We start from the raw sequence: 15543 nt of genomic DNA on the forward strand, positions 1-15543 counted from the left end.
GGGAATTACAATTCTTCCTTGTAGTCATAGCCAAGTTCTTCAGCTAATTTTGCGTATCCTTCACGTTCCAAACGTGCCGCCAATTCTGGACCACCAGAAAGAACAACACGACCTTCCATCATAACGTGTACCACATCTGGTGTGATATAGTTCAAAAGACGTTGGTAGTGAGTAATAATCATGGCACCGAAGCCTTCACCACGCATAGCATTCACACCTTTAGAAACAACTTTAAGGGCATCAATATCAAGACCAGAGTCAATCTCATCCAAAAGTGCAAATGTTGGTTCCAACATCAAGAGTTGAAGAATTTCGTTACGTTTTTTCTCACCACCTGAGAAACCTTCGTTGAGGTAACGCTCTGCCATTTCTTCTTTCATGTTGAGCAATTCCATTTTTTCGTCTAGCTTAGTGATAAACTCACGCACTGAAATCTTCTCATCATCTTCTTTACCAGCATTTATAGATGCACGAAGGAATTCTGCATTGGTAATTCCTGGAATTTCTGATGGGTATTGCATAGCCAGGAAAAGCCCCATACGCGCACGCTCGTCAACTTCCAATTCAAGGATGTTTACGCCGTCAAACAAGACTTCACCTTTGGTTACTTCATAGTTAGGATTTCCCATAATAGCGGCAGAAAGAGTTGATTTCCCAGTTCCATTTGGTCCCATGATAGCTGCAATCTCTCCTGTTTTAAGAGTCAGATTGACCCCTTTTAAAATTTCTTTTCCTTCAATTTCAACGTGAAGATCTTTGATCTCTAATACTGACATGATAATTCCTTTCTTTTCAATCCGTTTTACCATTTTCGCTAGAAAATTGTCCTTATTTTTCTAGTAAAAAACGATAAAATGTCAATAAATATACTTTAATAGTATAACAAAAAAAAGCCTAAAAGGCTTTAATTTTGCCTAGAAGCTGAGGGTTACTTCTTTCCTCGAAAATGGTCATCAATAGCGTTGACAATTTTACCCATAATATAGCTGACTCTAAAATTTCTTAGGATTAAAATAGCCCAAAGCAAGGCCATAATATACCGTTGCTCCATGATGGATTCATTAAGGAAATAGGTCTCAGCAGCAGTAAATAAGGCCATGATTATAAATTGTTGTCTGTTCATCGTATTATGTTACAAAATCCTTTTAATCTTCTGCTATGGTCACTTTATCCGCTAGAAATTCAAATCCTTGAGGAAGGACAGATTCTTCAACTTCTTCCTTAACCGGTTGACCTTGAGACGATTTAGCCTTTGCTGAGAAATCAGCTCTGACTTCTTTCCACTCGTCCATAGATATAGCAAGAATCTCTGGTGAAAATCCCGCTGCTTGACTAAGGATATTACCAAACATGGTGTTGAGATTATCACGTTTCATGGTCTGACCAGCATTGAAGTTAGACTCAAATGCAAGAATGGCATGATGTTCATTAGCCGCAACAGGTTGAGAACCAACTAAAAGTGCCTTATCAGGACCTGACAAGCTTTCAATAACTTCTCCCCAAGCATTTTGAAGACGTATTAGATTTTGACGGGCTAAATCAGGATTTTCAACCGCTTCTTGAAGAATAGACTGAACCTTATTGCGATCTACGCGATAAATTGACTTGCTGTTAACTGGGCGACTTGGCGTTGGTGTTGTCTGCTTAGGACTCGTGTTAACATTTGCCAGAGCCTGTTTCAATCGAGTAACTTCTTCTCTAAGAGAAGATAATTCCTCAGCCACATCACCTGAAAGTTCTGGTTGGGAATCAAGCTCTGTCAAACGAATGGTCATCATTTCCGCATAAATCTTAGGCTGTAAGCTAGCCTTGATATCAGCTAAACTACTTGTTGCAATTCCAATCATCTCGAACAAAACAGCCTGTGAAAGACCTAGGTTATCCTTGAAGAGATCACTATAGTGAGTATTCTCCCCTCCAGTTTGAACAATCAAAATATCTCGCAAGTATTGCAACAAATCCGTTACAAATCGTGTCATGCTTTTTCCGTTATCAAAAATCAAATTTAGATTTTCCAAAGCACGAGTCACATCTTTTTGTGCCAAGGCAGCCACATAATTATCCAAAGCACTTAGACTAATAGTCCCAGTAATTTCCTCAGAAACAGCTGTCGTTAATCTAGCATCTTGAGTCAAGCTCAATGCTTGGTCTAAAATGGACAAAGCATCCCGCATACCACCTTCGGCTCTACGAGCGATAATCTCGACAGCTTCAGACTCATAATCAATCCCTTCCTTCTCCAAAATATGGAAAATATGATCTCGAATATCCTGAGTTCTAATAGATTTGAACTCGAAGCGTTGAACACGAGACAAAATGGTTGCAGGAATCTTATGAAGCTCTGTTGTTGCTAGGATAAAAACAACATTAGGAGTTGGTTCTTCAAGAGTTTTCAAAAGGGCATTGAAGGCTCCTGTTGAAAGCATATGAACCTCATCAATGATATAGACCTTATACTGAGCTATACTTGGAGCATAGGTTGATTTATCGCGGATATCACGAATTTCATCCACTCCATTGTTAGAGGCCGCGTCCATTTCGATAACGTCTTCCAAGCTACCGTCTGTTACAGCTTGACAGATATAACAGTTATTGCAAGGTTCTCCTCCCTCTTGATTAGGGCAGTTCATAGCCTTGGCAAAAATTTTGGCTACACTGGTTTTTCCAGTTCCACGAGGCCCTGAAAATAGATAGGCATGGCTAATCTTTTCCTGCTCTACGGCTTGTTTCAGAGTTTTTGCAACAATTTCCTGACCTACTAACTGTGAAAATGTTTGACTTCTATATTTTCGATAAAGGGCCTGATACATTACGCTTTCTCCTCAAACATTGAAAAAATCCATTCGGTTTTCTCTAACAAAATAGCAACAAACTCTTCTAGATATTTCAGATCCAAGTCATCATAATCATCAACAAGAGATGAATCTAAATCTAGAACGCCCAGAAGACGTCCCTCTTTAACCATCGGCACAACAATTTCACTACGAGCACTACTATCACAAGAAATATAGTTTGGATAGGTTTTAACATCACCAACAATCACTGTTTGACGACTAGCTGCAGACTCTCCACAAACACCTTTTCCAAGAGCGATTCGTACACATGAAACTCCACCTTGAAAGGGTCCCAAGATCAGTTCATTCCCATCAAATAGATAGAAACCTGCAAAAACAGTATTGGGAAAACTTGTTTTTAGCAGAGCACTGGCATTTGATAGATTAGCCAACACATTGGGCTCTCCTTCTAAAAGATAAGAGAGCTGTTCATTTATTGTTTGATAAAGTGATTCTTTTTCTGAATATAACATAAAACCATTATATCAAAAAATGCTAGTAGAAAAAAGAAAAATCCTTTGTTTTAAAAACAAAGGATTTTATTCAAATTCGAATGGATTAAAGTTCGATGTCTCCGAACAAGTCAGCCATTGAGAATCCTGTTTGAGTTTCAGGAAGTTCAAAATCACGTTTTTCTTGACGTTTTGGACGACGTGGACGTGGAGCGCGTTTTTCTTCTTTTTGTCCTTCTTCTTGAGCTGGACGTTCTTCAAGAGCTTTGATAGAAAGAGATACACGTTCTGCATCAGCGTTAACTTCAAGAACTTTAACAGTAACTTCTTGACCAACTTTAAGAGCTTCTTTTGGATTTTCAATACGTTTGTGTGAAATTTGTGATACGTGAACAAGTCCATCGATACCTGGCAATACTTCAACAAATGCACCGAAGTCAGTCAAACGTTTAACTGTACCTTCTACAACATCACCTTTAGCCAATTTTTGTTCAACGCCATCCCATGGTCCAGGTGTTGTAGCTTTAAGTGAAAGTGATACACGTCCTTCTTCTTCGTTAAGATCAAGGATTTTCACTTCAACTTCTTCACCAACAGTTACAACTGATTTTGGTGAAACGTTACGTTCGTGTGACAATTCAGTCAAGTGAACCAATCCGTCAACACCACCAAGGTCGATGAAAGCACCGAAGCTTGTGATACGTGCAACTTTACCAGTTACAACATCACCAACAGCCAATTTACCGAATACTTCAGCACGAGCTGCTGCAGTAGCTGCTTCTACAACTTCACGACGTGAAAGGATGAAGCGGTTTTCTTTAGGATCAACTTCTTTGATTTTAGCATCAAACTCTTGACCTACAAAACGCTCAGTGTTACGTACAAAACGAGTATCCAACATTGAAGCTGGGATAAATCCACGCACACCTTCAAATTCTACTGAAAGTCCACCCTTAACAGCGCGAGTTCCTTTAACTGTAACAACTTCTTCTTCACGTCCTACAAGTTTATCCCATGCTTTGCGAGCTTCAAGGCGTTTTTTAGATACAAGGTATGTTACTGTATCAGTACCTTTACCAACTACTTGACGAAGTACAAGAACATCCAATACTTCACCTACTTTTACAAAGTCATTGATATCTGCATCGCGATCGTTTGTCAATTCGCGAAGAGTCAAGACACCTTCAACACCAGTTCCAGAGATTGCAACATTAGCTTGAGTAGCATCAACTGTCAATACTTCAGCACTAACAACATCACCTGGCTCAACTTGGCTAACGCTATTTAGCAAATCTTCAAATTCGTTCATCTAAAAAATCCTCCAACAATCAAGTTTTTCTTAAACTTGACATACTTATAATTTTTTCCTAAGCACCCGCAAAGACATGTTATATCGTTCACGTCCTTCAATTATAAAAATAAAATACCCTAAGATATTTTTCTTTTTATCTTGAATTTATTACCTAAGAACTGGGGTAGCTGGATTCGAACCAACGCATGAGGGAGTCAAAGTCCCTTGCCTTACCGCTTGGCTATACCCCAAAAGTGAAATGGAGAGAGAGGGATTCGAACCCCCGAACCCGAAGGAGCGGATTTACAGTCCGCCGCGTTTAGCCTCTTCGCTATCTCTCCAATGTTCAACAAAAACTATTATATCATGAAAATTTACAAAAAACAAGCTTTATTTTGCTAAATTATAGTTTTCAATCAAAATTTCCACAGCTTTTTCAAGTTTTTTATAAAAACTATCGACATTTCCATTCTTTATGATTGCGAATTGATTATCTAGTTCAGCAATTTCACCGATAATCTTTTTCCCAATGGTTAATGTGTAGCCTTCAAATTTTTCCTGACCAACTAAAACAGTTGCGTCTGTTAATTGAATTTCAATTTTTTTATCTTTTTTACTCATACCATACCTCTTTTCACTCTTCCTATTGTACAAGAAATTTAAAAAACTGGCAAGAAAAAACTCTTTATAAGGGCAGCCTTGATAAAGAGTTTTTGTGAGAGAATCTAATTTTTTAATCTAGGGAAGACTCATTGTTAGTGGGTTGTCCCACCCACTAATTTTATGTCCTTATCTTTATAATCTACGATAGCACCAATCGCAGCTTCGATACCTCTGACGATATCAGTTAAATTCATAGATGCTGTATTAGGCTTATTTACCACTTGTTCTGTCATATAAGGAATATGCATAAAGCCTGATCTCATATGTGGAAATTTTTTATCCGCTAAATAGAGAGCCTGATACATCAAATGATTGCAAACAAAGGTTCCTGCTGTATTGGAAACTGTAGCTGGTAGCCTTTCCTCTTTTATGGCTTGTACCATTGCTTTGATCGGTAGTGTGCTAAAATAGGCTGCTTGACCATCCTGGCGTATAGGAGTGTCAATCGGCTGATTCCCTTGGTTATCAGGAATTCTAGCATCATCTTGGTTGATGGCAACTCGCTCAGGAGTTAGACTAGCTCTTCCTCCTGCTTGGCCGATGCAAAGCACCGCATCTGGCTGATAGCGGACGATTGCTGTTTCTAATACCTCTGCTGCTTTATAAAATACCGTTGGGATTTCTACCCAATGAATTTCAGCTCCATGAATCTCAGATGGTAATGATTTAACAGCTTCCAGAGCTGGATTAACCTTTTCACCACCAAAAGGATCAAAACCTGTTACTAATATTTTCATTTTATTTCCTTTGCTAAAATGCCAAAAAGTACATCAAAAATATATGTAGGATAATCATGATAACAGCTACTCCTACTTGCGCTTTGATAACTCCATTTGGATCTTTCATATCCAGGAGAGCTGCCGGTAAAGCATTAAAGTTAGCCGCCATTGGAGTCAATAAGGTCCCACAGCAACCTGCCGTCATTGCTAGAGCTGCAGCCACGATTGGATCAGCTCCCAAAGCAAATACAAAGGGAACTCCAATTCCAGCAGTAATAACTGTGAAAGCAGCAAATGCATTCCCCATTATCATGGAGAATAGAACCATCCCAAGGACATAAGCTACCACTCCCATAAAACTACTACCCGAAGGAATTAGACCACTTATCAAATGAGAAATCAGATCTCCAACTCCTGCTACGGTAAAAATTGCCCCTAAAGCCCCTAAAAGTTGAGGCACAATCCCACTGGTTGAAACTTGTTGCACCATGCGATTGTTTTCTGCTAACAAACTTCTAGGAGAACTCTTAGTAATCAATAAAAGAGAGATGGTTGCGAAAAATGCAGCAAGACTGATAGCAATCTTACTAAACTCAGGGATCATTTTTGCTAATACCAAAGCAATCAAAGCCATTAACATGACTGGAATAAAAATTTTATTCTTTAGTCGTTTAGCTTCAATATTTGCCTTGACTTCATCCAGAGACGGTAAGGTGCCGATACGAACCTGTTTAAAGAGAGTTAGCAGGGCTAATAGCACTACGATAACTCCAATACAGACAGAAGGTAGATAGGAACCACCGATAAAACTGATGCCCAATAAAGCCCAAAACCCAGCCGTTCCAAAGCGAACTGGGTTTGTTTTATCTTTATAGCTACAATAAGCCGTATGAAGGAATTGACAACCAATCACAATATAGGTCAACTCTAATAACTGTCTTGCTAGATTGGTCATTCTTCTTTCCCTTTACTAACCTTATTTGCTAGCAGTTTTCTATCAAACAGGTAATTGTAAATCCCAACTATAAATAGGGCAATTCCTGCAACTATAAGCGAAGCTGAAGCAATTCCTGCATAATTACTTTCGTAACCTAATTGGTCCAGTGTGCCCCCTATCAAGAGGACACCACCTGCACCAACGAAAGTGTTTTGAGCAAAGAAATTTGCGAAATTATCATTTGCTGCTGCACGCGCTTTTAGCGCTTCGCTCTCTTGATCCGTTAATTTTCTACCTAATTGAGACTCTGCTGCTGCTTGTCCCATGGGTTGAACCAAAGGCCTTACAAACTGCGGATGTCCTCCAAGACGAATGGCAAAGAAACCATCGAGTTCCCGAAAAAAGAAATACACGGTATAAAAACTTCCTACGGTCAGTCCCTTAATCTTTTGAATCAAGTCAATCGAACGTTGCTTGAGGCCAAAAGTTTCAGATAAACCTACTAGTGGCAAGGTTACCATAAAAATCGTCAGAACTCGTTGATTACTAAATTCTTTTCCCAAAATTTCCAAGAACTCAACAAGAGAAACTCCAGAAACTAGAGCTGTAACTAAACTAGCTAAGACTACCGTTGCAATGGTATCTAACTTATAGATAAAACCAACCACAATGATAACTATCCCTATTAGTTTAATCCATTCCATATAGGCCCCTTTATTCCAAAAGTACTAGTCTGTTTTATTTGACATGACTTTCTAATTCTTTTTGGTATTTATTGTTTGATTCCAATTTTTCTTTTTGCCATTTTTCAAGAGCTGCTTGATATTCTTTCGCAGATACAATCTCTTTTTGCAATTTCATTCCCTTGAAGATGTATGGATCACCCTTAATACCAACTTGTGAGTATGGTTTAGAGAAAGGAACAATATTGCTGACAACTGGTGAACCACCTGATGAAGCTGTTGGCATCAAGAGAGAACTATCAGTGAGCCATGCTTGCGCTTTAGCATATTTTTCATATCTCTTATCCAAGTCGCTTGTCTCAGAAACTGCATCATCCAAGAGTTTCTTATATTCGTCCAAACCTAGTTGAGCTACTACTTCCTTGTCTTTTCCTTTAGTGATACCAAGGTGTTTCATAGCAGAACCTGTCTTAGGATCCATGATATTGAGATAACTTGCTGGATCTTGGTAGCTTGGAGCCCATCCAGTACTGTTCAAGTCATAGTCTTTTTGAGCAGGAACACGTGCTTGAGATGTAATGCTTTCCTTCTCGTTATCAGTCATTTGAAGAACATCGATCACGACATTTTCAGAACCAAGTGTTGACTCGATTGATTGTTTAAAGGAATTGCTTTGTTGAACAGCAATTGTATCTGTTTGCTCAACTGGAACATCCAAGTGAATTGGGAAGGTTACACCTTTTGCTTCCAATTCTTTCTTAGCTTTTTCAAATGAAGCTTTGGCTTTGTCAGGATTGTAGATGGTATCTTTTCCGTCAACGAGCTCAACACCTTTCCATTGGTCTCCATAGTTGACCAATTCTTTTTGAGCGATATCACCAAAGTTTTTACCACCAGATTGAACGAAATTGTCTGGTACTAAGCTATTACGAATAATCTTATCCGCACCATCTTCACCATTGAGCTGGGCAGCATAAGAATGACGGTTGAAGGCAAAATTGATTGCTTGACGGAAGTCCTTGTTCAACATTGCTTCTTTTGTAGAAGTTTTCTGTTCTTCACTTGTTTTCGCTGTCTTATTGAAAGATTGACGGTTTACGTTAAAGGTAAAGTAGTAACTAGTTGAATCTTGTGGGCTGTAAGTAATTTTATCTCCGTATTGTTCCAAAGTAGAAGCAAAGTTTGAGCTACTTGGGAAGAGGCGAGCTGTTGTGTAAACACCTGAAGAGAAGCTACGGATCAAGGATTCTTGGTCTGAACCATCATAGTAAGTTAATTTAACTTTCTCGATTTTAACCTTCTCTTTATCCCAATAATTTGGGTTCTTTTCATATTCGATTAAAGATTTTGAAGTCAATGTCTTCAAGATATATGGACCGTTATAAAGAATACCAGCTGGGCTGACCGTTCCGTAATTCTTACCTGATGCTTTGAGGAATTCTTCATTTACTGGCAACATAGTTGCTGAAGTTACTTTTGAATTCCAGAAAGTTTCAGGTGCATTTAGAGTGTACTCAACAGTATAATCATCTACTGCCTTAACCCCAACTGTTGAGAAGTCGTTAGTCTCACCAGTCATATATTCATTCAAGCCCTTGATTGAGTTTTGAATAAGAGTGACACCGTCTGATTTGCCATCAGCTACGTGTTTCAACCCAGTAACAAAGTCATGCGCAGTTACTTCAGCGTATTCTTCACCTTCTGACGTGTACCATTTAACCCCTTTGCGAAGTTTATAAGTATAAGTCAAACCGTCTTGTGAGACACTCCAATCCTCAGCGAGGGAAGGAATCAAATTCCCATATTCATCGTTTTCCAACAATCCATCAACAACGTTACCGATGATATCAGTTGTTGAAGTACGAGTTGCGATACTGTAGTCCAAAGATGATGGGTCTACTCCATAGACATAAGAGAAAGTTGTAGGCGCATCTGCTTCCTTGTCGGCTTTCCCACAAGCTACAAGAAGAACTGCTGTACTCAGGACCACTCCTGCTGTTAACATCCACTTTTTCGTTTTCATAAAGATCTCCTTTAATAATTTTTAATCTACTTTTACAATCCAACCTTCTGGTGCTTCAATGTCACCAAATTGAATACCTGTCAATTCATCGTATAGTTTACGAGTCACTGGACCAACCTCTGTCTCACTGTAGAAAACGTGGAAGTCATCACCATGTTGAATTCCTCCAATTGGTGAGATAACTGCCGCAGTACCGCAGGCACCTGCTTCTACAAATCGATCCAGACTATCAATTGGTACATCTCCCTCAACAGGCTTCAAGCCCAAACGATGCTCTGCCAAATAAAGTAATGAGTACTTGGTAATCGATGGCAAGATTGACGGACTCAGTGGGGTTACAAACTCATTATCAGCTGTAATTCCAAAGAAGTTTGCTGAACCAACTTCTTCAATCTTGGTGTGGGTTGATGGGTCTAGATAAATAACATCTGAGAAATGACGGGATTTAGCCATTTTTCCTGGCAAAAGACTCGCCGCATAGTTACCACCGACCTTGGCAGCCCCTGTTCCATTTGGTGCAGCACGGTCATACTCATCTTGAATCAAGAAGTTTGTTGGAACCAATCCACCCTTAAAGTAATTTCCAACTGGCATAGCAAAGATGGTAAAAATATACTCCTCAGCTGGTTTTACCCCAATGATATCTCCAACACCAATCAAGAGCGGACGAAGGTAAAGAGTTCCACCAGTTCCATAAGGGGGTACGTATTCTTCATTTGCACGAACAACGGCTTTACAAGCCTCTACAAACATTTCTGTTGGAACTTGTGGCATCAAGAGACGATCACAGGTACGTTGCAGACGTTTAGCATTTTCATCTGGACGGAAGAGTTGAATACTGCCATCCTTTGTACGATAGGCTTTCAATCCTTCAAATGCTTGCTGTCCATAGTGAAGGCTTGGAGATGATTCTGAAATATGCAAGGTTGCATCTTCTGTTAATTCTCCTTGAGACCATTGTTCATTTTTAAAATTAGCGATATAACGATAAGGTAGTTTCATATAGGAAAAACCAAGATTTTCCCAATCAATCGTAACTGTCATGACAATCTCCTTTATTCTAATCAAGCTCTGTGTTCTATTCTACACTATTCTCCTAAAAATTCAAGTATTATTTGTAATTTTCTGAAAATTTTACTTATAAAAAATCAGTCACTAGGACTGATTTTTAATTTTCTTTGATTTCTTTAAAGATTTCTTTGAGATAAGCATCAAAAACTTCTTCATCAGAAATGCTATCTGAAATGAAGCTTCCATTGCTTGTGCGTTCCGATAGATTCAAATCTTGTAGGATTGCTTCGTAAGTCGTTCCATTATTTGATTGGATGACAAGCGTTTGCTCTCCATCTTCTACTTCTGTACTAAAGAGATCTCCAACAAATCCTTGTTCAGAAACTGCACCAGCAAGGAAGACACGATGTGGTTTGCTCTTTAATTCTCTAAGGACTTGAAGACCACGATTAGCACGACTGGTTGCTGGAATTTCCTCAATCGAAACGCGCTTAAGACTTCCACGATGCGTCAAAAGATAGAAAGATGAAGTGTTGCAGATAAAGGCTGCTTGTATCACATCATCTGCTTTGAGATTCATGGCTTTCACCCCTGCAGCTTTGGCACCGATAACTGGCACTTCTTCGATGTTAAAGCGGAGGGCATAGCCGTTTCGACTGATCAACAGAACATCATCCAATTTAATCGGAGCTACTGCTACAATCTGGTCAGTATCGTCTTTCAACTTAGCGTACTTGACAGATTTAGAACGATAGGTTCTCCATGGAGAAAATTCTTTGCGTTCGACACGTTTGATTTGACCAAGACGAGTCACTGCAAAGTAGGTCGTCGCATCATCAAACTGATCCACAACTTCTACATAGATCACTTCTTCATTGGTTTCAAAGTTTGTAATAGACTGGCTCAAATGCTCTCCGATATCCTTCCAACGAATATCTGCTAACTCATGGACTGGTCGGTAAATGACATTTCCAAGCGTTGTAAAGATTAAGAGGTGCTGAGTAGTCTTGACAGATTGAACGAATAGCAATCGGTCGTCGTCCCGTTTACCAATTTCTTCAAGTGTTGAAGCTGCAAAGGAACGAGGGCTAGTACGTTTGATATAGCCCGCCTTCGTCACGCTGACGTAAGTATCTTCTTCAGCGATAAGACTAGCTGTATCAATCTCAATCACTTTTGCTGTATCTTCTAAAGTACTCAAACGTGGAGTCGCAAATTTCTTCTTGACTTCACGGAGTTCTTTCTTCATGAGATTGTACATGGTTCGTTCGTCACCGATGATAGCCGCAAGCATAGCAATCTTTTCACGTAGTTCAGCTTCTTCTTCTTGCAAGACAACCACGTCTGTATTGGTCAAACGATACAATTGCAAGGTAACAATAGCTTCAGCCTGCTCTTCAGTAAAATCATAACTGACCTTGAGGTTCTCTTTGGCATCAGCCTTGTTCTCAGAAGCACGGATAAGAGCAATGACTTCATCTAAAATAGAGATGACACGAATCAAACCTTCCACAATATGGAGGCGTTTTTCAGCCTTTTCCTTGTCAAAGCGAGAACGTGCCAAGATGACTTCACGACGGTGGGCGATATAACTAGACAAGATTGGTGCAATTCCAACTTGGCGAGGCGTGAAATTGTCAATCGCAACCATGTTGAAGTTGTAGTTGATTTGCAAGTCAGTGTACTTGAAAAGGTAGTTGAGAACAAGTTCCGTGTTCGCATCTTTTTTGAGTTCTATAGCGATGCGAAGACCATCACGGTCAGACTCATCACGAACCTCAGCGATACCTGCCACCTTGTTATTGACACGGACTTCATCAATTTTCTTGACCAAGTTAGCCTTATTGATTTCATAAGGAATCTCAGTGATAACGATTTGTTCCTTACCACCTTTAAGCTTCTCAATTTCAGTCTTAGAACGAACAACCACGCGCCCCTTACCAGTTTCATAGGCCTTCTTGATCTCGTCACGACCTTGGATGATAGCACCAGTAGGGAAATCTGGCCCAGGCAAGAATTCCATGAGCTTTTCAACCTTGGCAGTCGGATGATCAATCATGTAGACTGTAGCATCGATAACTTCGGCTAAATTATGTGGTGGAATATCTGTGGCATAACCAGCTGAAATCCCCGTTGAACCATTGACTAAGAGGTTTGGGAAGGCTGCTGGTAAGACAGTTGGCTCTTTCTCTGTATCGTCAAAGTTCCAAGCAAAAGGAACTGTCTTTTTCTCGATATCTTGAAGGAGATAACCTGCAATTTCAGACAATCGTGCCTCAGTATAACGCATAGCCGCAGGTGGATCTCCGTCCATGGAACCGTTATTCCCGTGCATTTCAACCAGAATCTCACGGTTTTTCCAGTCCTGAGACATACGAACCATGGCATCATAGATAGAAGAATCTCCGTGTGGGTGGAAATTACCCATGATGTTACCGACAGACTTGGCTGATTTACGATAACTCTTATCAAAAGTATTGCCATCCTTATTCATCGAATAAAGAATACGGCGTTGAACCGGCTTCAATCCATCACGAATGTCTGGCAAAGCCCGGTCTTGAATGATGTATTTGGAGTAGCGCCCAAAGCGCTCTCCCATGATGTCCTCCAAGGACATATTTTGGATATTACTCATATAGGATACAAAGCCCGTAACATGCAAAGTGAAAATAGGAAATTCTTGCAGGGAGCGATGCTCTCAAGAGAATTTATCTTTTTCACCCAGTATTTAAGGCGTGTTCAACTCCTTTCAAAGAATATAGAGTAGTTTTTATAAACGAAGGTGTTCAGTTACCTTCAGTAACCAAACTATCCTTTCTGTAGTTTAAATTGTTAAATAGAGTTCTTTACTTCTTAGTAATTAGGAAGTTTTTCCTCAGCATACTGAATCATCTTCTCAGCTACTTCCCTATCGTATTCAAAGCCCATCTTTTGGGCAAGGGTTTGAGCTTCTTGGTGGAAAATTTGCATCGCAGCCAATAAAGATTGAGTGATTTTGTCTAAACTTGAGAAATCAAGCAAATTTGATAATTCTTTCTCTTTCTCAGCAGGTATATAGTTAAAGAGATACTTATAGTTCTTGCCGATGTCGACAGTCCCCCCATCACTTGCCACCTGCCAAGCCAAGATCTTTAGGAGTTCTTGTTGACAAATACCATAAAGATGTTCAATGGCATAGATGAGCTGATTCCGACAAATGCCCTTAACTACATAGGCAGAAACCCACCAAAATTCATTACAAGATATTTCAAAATCCGTCTCACTAGCTGGATTCGTCCAGTAGCGCTTCGGACTAGGTAGATAAGATTCAAACAAACCCTTCTCATCTACTAAAACTGTGAATCCTGCCTCACTATCCACCCACTCGTTGATGTGATCTTTAGGACAGAGGGTTAGATCAATGCGATTCCCATCTTCAAAAAGCATAAGGTAGAGACGACGGTTTCCTAGAATATTATGCTGCTCAATCAGACGATTGCCAAACTGATCCAGCCAAGAAAGGTCACTCGTCAGATAATCTAAGTCATCCACAATATAGACAACATCATAGTCTTGAAATTCATCTGTTTGAATCTTTTGGTTTGTACGCGAACCAGATAGAACCACAGCTTCGACTTTTAAAGTTTCAGATATTTGTAAAATCAGATTCATCATTTCTGTTTCAGTTCTCATGGTTATAACTACTTAATTGTTTTTATATGTTATTAAAAATGTCTAATAAATCAGATTAATTCATATAATCCTACTTTAATCTTGTAATTTATAAAGAAGTATTTCTTTTCATCGATTTCAGAGTTAGATAAAAATATTGTTCTATTCTATATTTGCATTAATAGCAATTTTTGCAGCATAATATTTATCATAAATTAAATTTTTATCTAAATATTCTATTAAATCTTTGTTATAATGGATATCATTCATTAAATCAGGAGCATTTTTTAGTAAAAGAGAATAGAAAATCCCATCGAAGCCCCCTGTCTCCTGTACATATACAGGAATTCGAACATCTAGAGAATATTTTTCTTTACTCTTGATTTTTTTATTCCCACATTTAATTGCAACTCGATATTTCAAGTTACAACTTCTATCAACCAAAACATAAAAGTAAATATCATTCGCGCCCTGTTTTAAAATTTGAGTGCAACCAACGGTTTGTCGATTTATATCTTCACGCAGATCAAATAGTGGAATTTCACCACTATTTGAAGAACCACGTCCACTAGAACGCTTATAAAAACTCTTCTGATTTCTATCATAGAATACATGTAACTTTAGATGAGAAATTTTATGTACATTTTCATCAAATACTGAAATTTTTACAATGTCTAAATTTCTATTCTCTTCGAATTTAGCAACAAATTCATTAAATGAATATATAAGTAAGCTCTTAATATCTCCAGACTTTAAAATATCAGTAGTCTCTATATGTTTCTCTACTTCATCAATCTCTTTATATGTTTCTTTCTCACAGAATGTAAATTTAACAGTACATTTCCTCAATAAATCTTCCTTAGTTCCATTGTTATACACTAATAGCACAAATTTTTGATTTTTCTCATAAAATCCCCCATCATATTGAATGTCTGAAAAATCACTATTTTCTTTCTTAATCTTATATAACTCAATATTTGTTACTGCTTGAGTAGTACTTCTTTTATTTTCTACAGTTAGAATATTTAATATAAAATTTGAGTATAATCGTCGTCCAGAAGTTGTTGGTTCACGCATTCCATTTCTGTTATTTATGTTTGAAATATTACTCCCAATTATAGTAATTCTTTTTTTATTATTAAATCTATTTTTAAAAACATGTACTATAATTGGTCCCAAAATCGCAGATACTATCAGTGCTAATACTATCCACCACCACTGTTGTGATAATGGTAAATTATTTTGCTGGACATTTTGTATTGCTATAACCATACTTTTC

The 15543-nt window shown here is 38.6% G+C and carries 14 protein-coding genes and 2 tRNA genes; all 16 read right to left on the bottom strand.

Annotation, left to right across the window (positions count from 1 at the left end):
* Positions 1 to 5 precede the first annotated feature (5 nt).
* Positions 6 to 776 (bottom strand): Fe-S cluster assembly ATPase SufC, encoded by a 771-nt coding sequence (sufC, locus tag AAFQ93_RS07830; RefSeq protein WP_375555102.1) that lies wholly within the window; start codon positions 774 to 776, stop codon positions 6 to 8.
* A 152-nt stretch (positions 777 to 928) separates the two neighbouring features.
* On the bottom strand, positions 929 to 1123 hold the full coding sequence (locus tag AAFQ93_RS07835; RefSeq protein ID WP_049503772.1) for a DUF3272 family protein: 195 nt from the start codon (positions 1121 to 1123) through the stop codon (positions 929 to 931).
* Between the two features lie 22 nt (positions 1124 to 1145).
* Positions 1146 to 2810: a DNA polymerase III subunit gamma/tau gene (gene dnaX / locus AAFQ93_RS07840; protein ID WP_375555103.1), complete on the bottom strand. Its 1665-nt coding sequence runs from the start codon at positions 2808 to 2810 to the stop codon at positions 1146 to 1148.
* Positions 2810 to 3307 (bottom strand): GAF domain-containing protein, encoded by a 498-nt coding sequence (locus AAFQ93_RS07845; protein WP_061863210.1) that lies wholly within the window; start codon positions 3305 to 3307, stop codon positions 2810 to 2812. Before AAFQ93_RS07845 ends, dnaX begins: the two co-directional genes overlap by 1 nt.
* A gap of 85 nt (positions 3308 to 3392) precedes the next feature.
* Positions 3393 to 4595, bottom strand: a complete 1203-nt coding sequence (gene rpsA, locus AAFQ93_RS07850) for a 30S ribosomal protein S1 (protein WP_375555104.1) — start codon at positions 4593 to 4595, stop codon at positions 3393 to 3395.
* A gap of 161 nt (positions 4596 to 4756) precedes the next feature.
* Positions 4757 to 4828, bottom strand: a tRNA-Gln gene (locus tag AAFQ93_RS07855).
* Positions 4829 to 4837: 9 nt separating this feature from the next.
* Positions 4838 to 4918 (bottom strand) — tRNA-Tyr (locus AAFQ93_RS07860).
* Between the two features lie 49 nt (positions 4919 to 4967).
* A complete protein-coding gene (locus AAFQ93_RS07865; RefSeq protein ID WP_000037109.1) occupies positions 4968 to 5198 on the bottom strand; it encodes a DUF2969 domain-containing protein in 231 nt (76 codons plus the stop codon).
* A gap of 134 nt (positions 5199 to 5332) precedes the next feature.
* Positions 5333 to 5977 (bottom strand): pyroglutamyl-peptidase I, encoded by a 645-nt coding sequence (pcp, locus tag AAFQ93_RS07870; protein ID WP_375555105.1) that lies wholly within the window; start codon positions 5975 to 5977, stop codon positions 5333 to 5335.
* Positions 5978 to 5990: 13 nt separating this feature from the next.
* Entirely contained in the window at positions 5991 to 6914 is a 924-nt protein-coding gene (locus tag AAFQ93_RS07875) for a DUF979 domain-containing protein (protein WP_375555106.1), read from the bottom strand.
* On the bottom strand, positions 6911 to 7600 hold the full coding sequence (locus AAFQ93_RS07880) for a DUF969 domain-containing protein (protein WP_375555107.1): 690 nt from the start codon (positions 7598 to 7600) through the stop codon (positions 6911 to 6913). The genes AAFQ93_RS07875 and AAFQ93_RS07880 overlap by 4 nt, the downstream gene beginning before the upstream one ends.
* A gap of 34 nt (positions 7601 to 7634) precedes the next feature.
* Complete coding sequence (locus AAFQ93_RS07885; protein ID WP_074324191.1) at positions 7635 to 9602, bottom strand: peptide ABC transporter substrate-binding protein; 1968 nt, start codon at positions 9600 to 9602, stop codon at positions 7635 to 7637.
* A gap of 21 nt (positions 9603 to 9623) precedes the next feature.
* Positions 9624 to 10646 carry a branched-chain amino acid aminotransferase gene (locus AAFQ93_RS07890; protein WP_375555108.1) on the bottom strand — a complete coding sequence of 341 codons (1023 nt, stop codon included), beginning with the start codon at positions 10644 to 10646 and terminating at the stop codon, positions 9624 to 9626.
* A 124-nt stretch (positions 10647 to 10770) separates the two neighbouring features.
* Positions 10771 to 13248 carry a DNA topoisomerase IV subunit A gene (parC, locus tag AAFQ93_RS07895; protein WP_375555109.1) on the bottom strand — a complete coding sequence of 826 codons (2478 nt, stop codon included), beginning with the start codon at positions 13246 to 13248 and terminating at the stop codon, positions 10771 to 10773.
* Between the two features lie 218 nt (positions 13249 to 13466).
* Entirely contained in the window at positions 13467 to 14285 is an 819-nt protein-coding gene (locus AAFQ93_RS07900) for an aminoglycoside 6-adenylyltransferase (protein WP_375555110.1), read from the bottom strand.
* 141 nt (positions 14286 to 14426) lie between these two features.
* Entirely contained in the window at positions 14427 to 15536 is a 1110-nt protein-coding gene (locus AAFQ93_RS07905; protein ID WP_375555111.1) for a hypothetical protein, read from the bottom strand.
* Positions 15537 to 15543: the final 7 nt, after the last annotated feature.

The sequence above is a fragment of the Streptococcus nidrosiense genome, assembly GCF_042140045.1.
Classification (GTDB): domain Bacteria; phylum Bacillota; class Bacilli; order Lactobacillales; family Streptococcaceae; genus Streptococcus; species Streptococcus nidrosiense.

Excerpts from the sequence above, each read along its gene's own strand:
- parC (WP_375555109.1), bottom strand. The coding sequence starts at position 13,248 with ATGAGTAATATCCAAAATATGTCCTTGGAGGACATCATGGGAGAGCGC.
- rpsA (WP_375555104.1), bottom strand. The coding sequence starts at position 4,595 with ATGAACGAATTTGAAGATTTGCTAAATAGCGTTAGCCAAGTTGAGCCA.
- AAFQ93_RS07900 (WP_375555110.1), bottom strand. The coding sequence starts at position 14,285 with ATGAGAACTGAAACAGAAATGATGAATCTGATTTTACAAATATCTGAA.
- AAFQ93_RS07905 (WP_375555111.1), bottom strand. The coding sequence starts at position 15,536 with ATGGTTATAGCAATACAAAATGTCCAGCAAAATAATTTACCATTATCA.
- AAFQ93_RS07880 (WP_375555107.1), bottom strand. The coding sequence starts at position 7,600 with ATGGAATGGATTAAACTAATAGGGATAGTTATCATTGTGGTTGGTTTT.
- AAFQ93_RS07835 (WP_049503772.1), bottom strand. The coding sequence starts at position 1,123 with ATGAACAGACAACAATTTATAATCATGGCCTTATTTACTGCTGCTGAG.
- sufC (WP_375555102.1), bottom strand. The coding sequence starts at position 776 with ATGTCAGTATTAGAGATCAAAGATCTTCACGTTGAAATTGAAGGAAAA.
- pcp (WP_375555105.1), bottom strand. The coding sequence starts at position 5,977 with ATGAAAATATTAGTAACAGGTTTTGATCCTTTTGGTGGTGAAAAGGTT.
- AAFQ93_RS07890 (WP_375555108.1), bottom strand. The coding sequence starts at position 10,646 with ATGACAGTTACGATTGATTGGGAAAATCTTGGTTTTTCCTATATGAAA.
- AAFQ93_RS07845 (WP_061863210.1), bottom strand. The coding sequence starts at position 3,307 with ATGTTATATTCAGAAAAAGAATCACTTTATCAAACAATAAATGAACAG.
- dnaX (WP_375555103.1), bottom strand. The coding sequence starts at position 2,810 with ATGTATCAGGCCCTTTATCGAAAATATAGAAGTCAAACATTTTCACAG.
- AAFQ93_RS07875 (WP_375555106.1), bottom strand. The coding sequence starts at position 6,914 with ATGACCAATCTAGCAAGACAGTTATTAGAGTTGACCTATATTGTGATT.
- AAFQ93_RS07865 (WP_000037109.1), bottom strand. The coding sequence starts at position 5,198 with ATGAGTAAAAAAGATAAAAAAATTGAAATTCAATTAACAGACGCAACT.
- AAFQ93_RS07885 (WP_074324191.1), bottom strand. The coding sequence starts at position 9,602 with ATGAAAACGAAAAAGTGGATGTTAACAGCAGGAGTGGTCCTGAGTACA.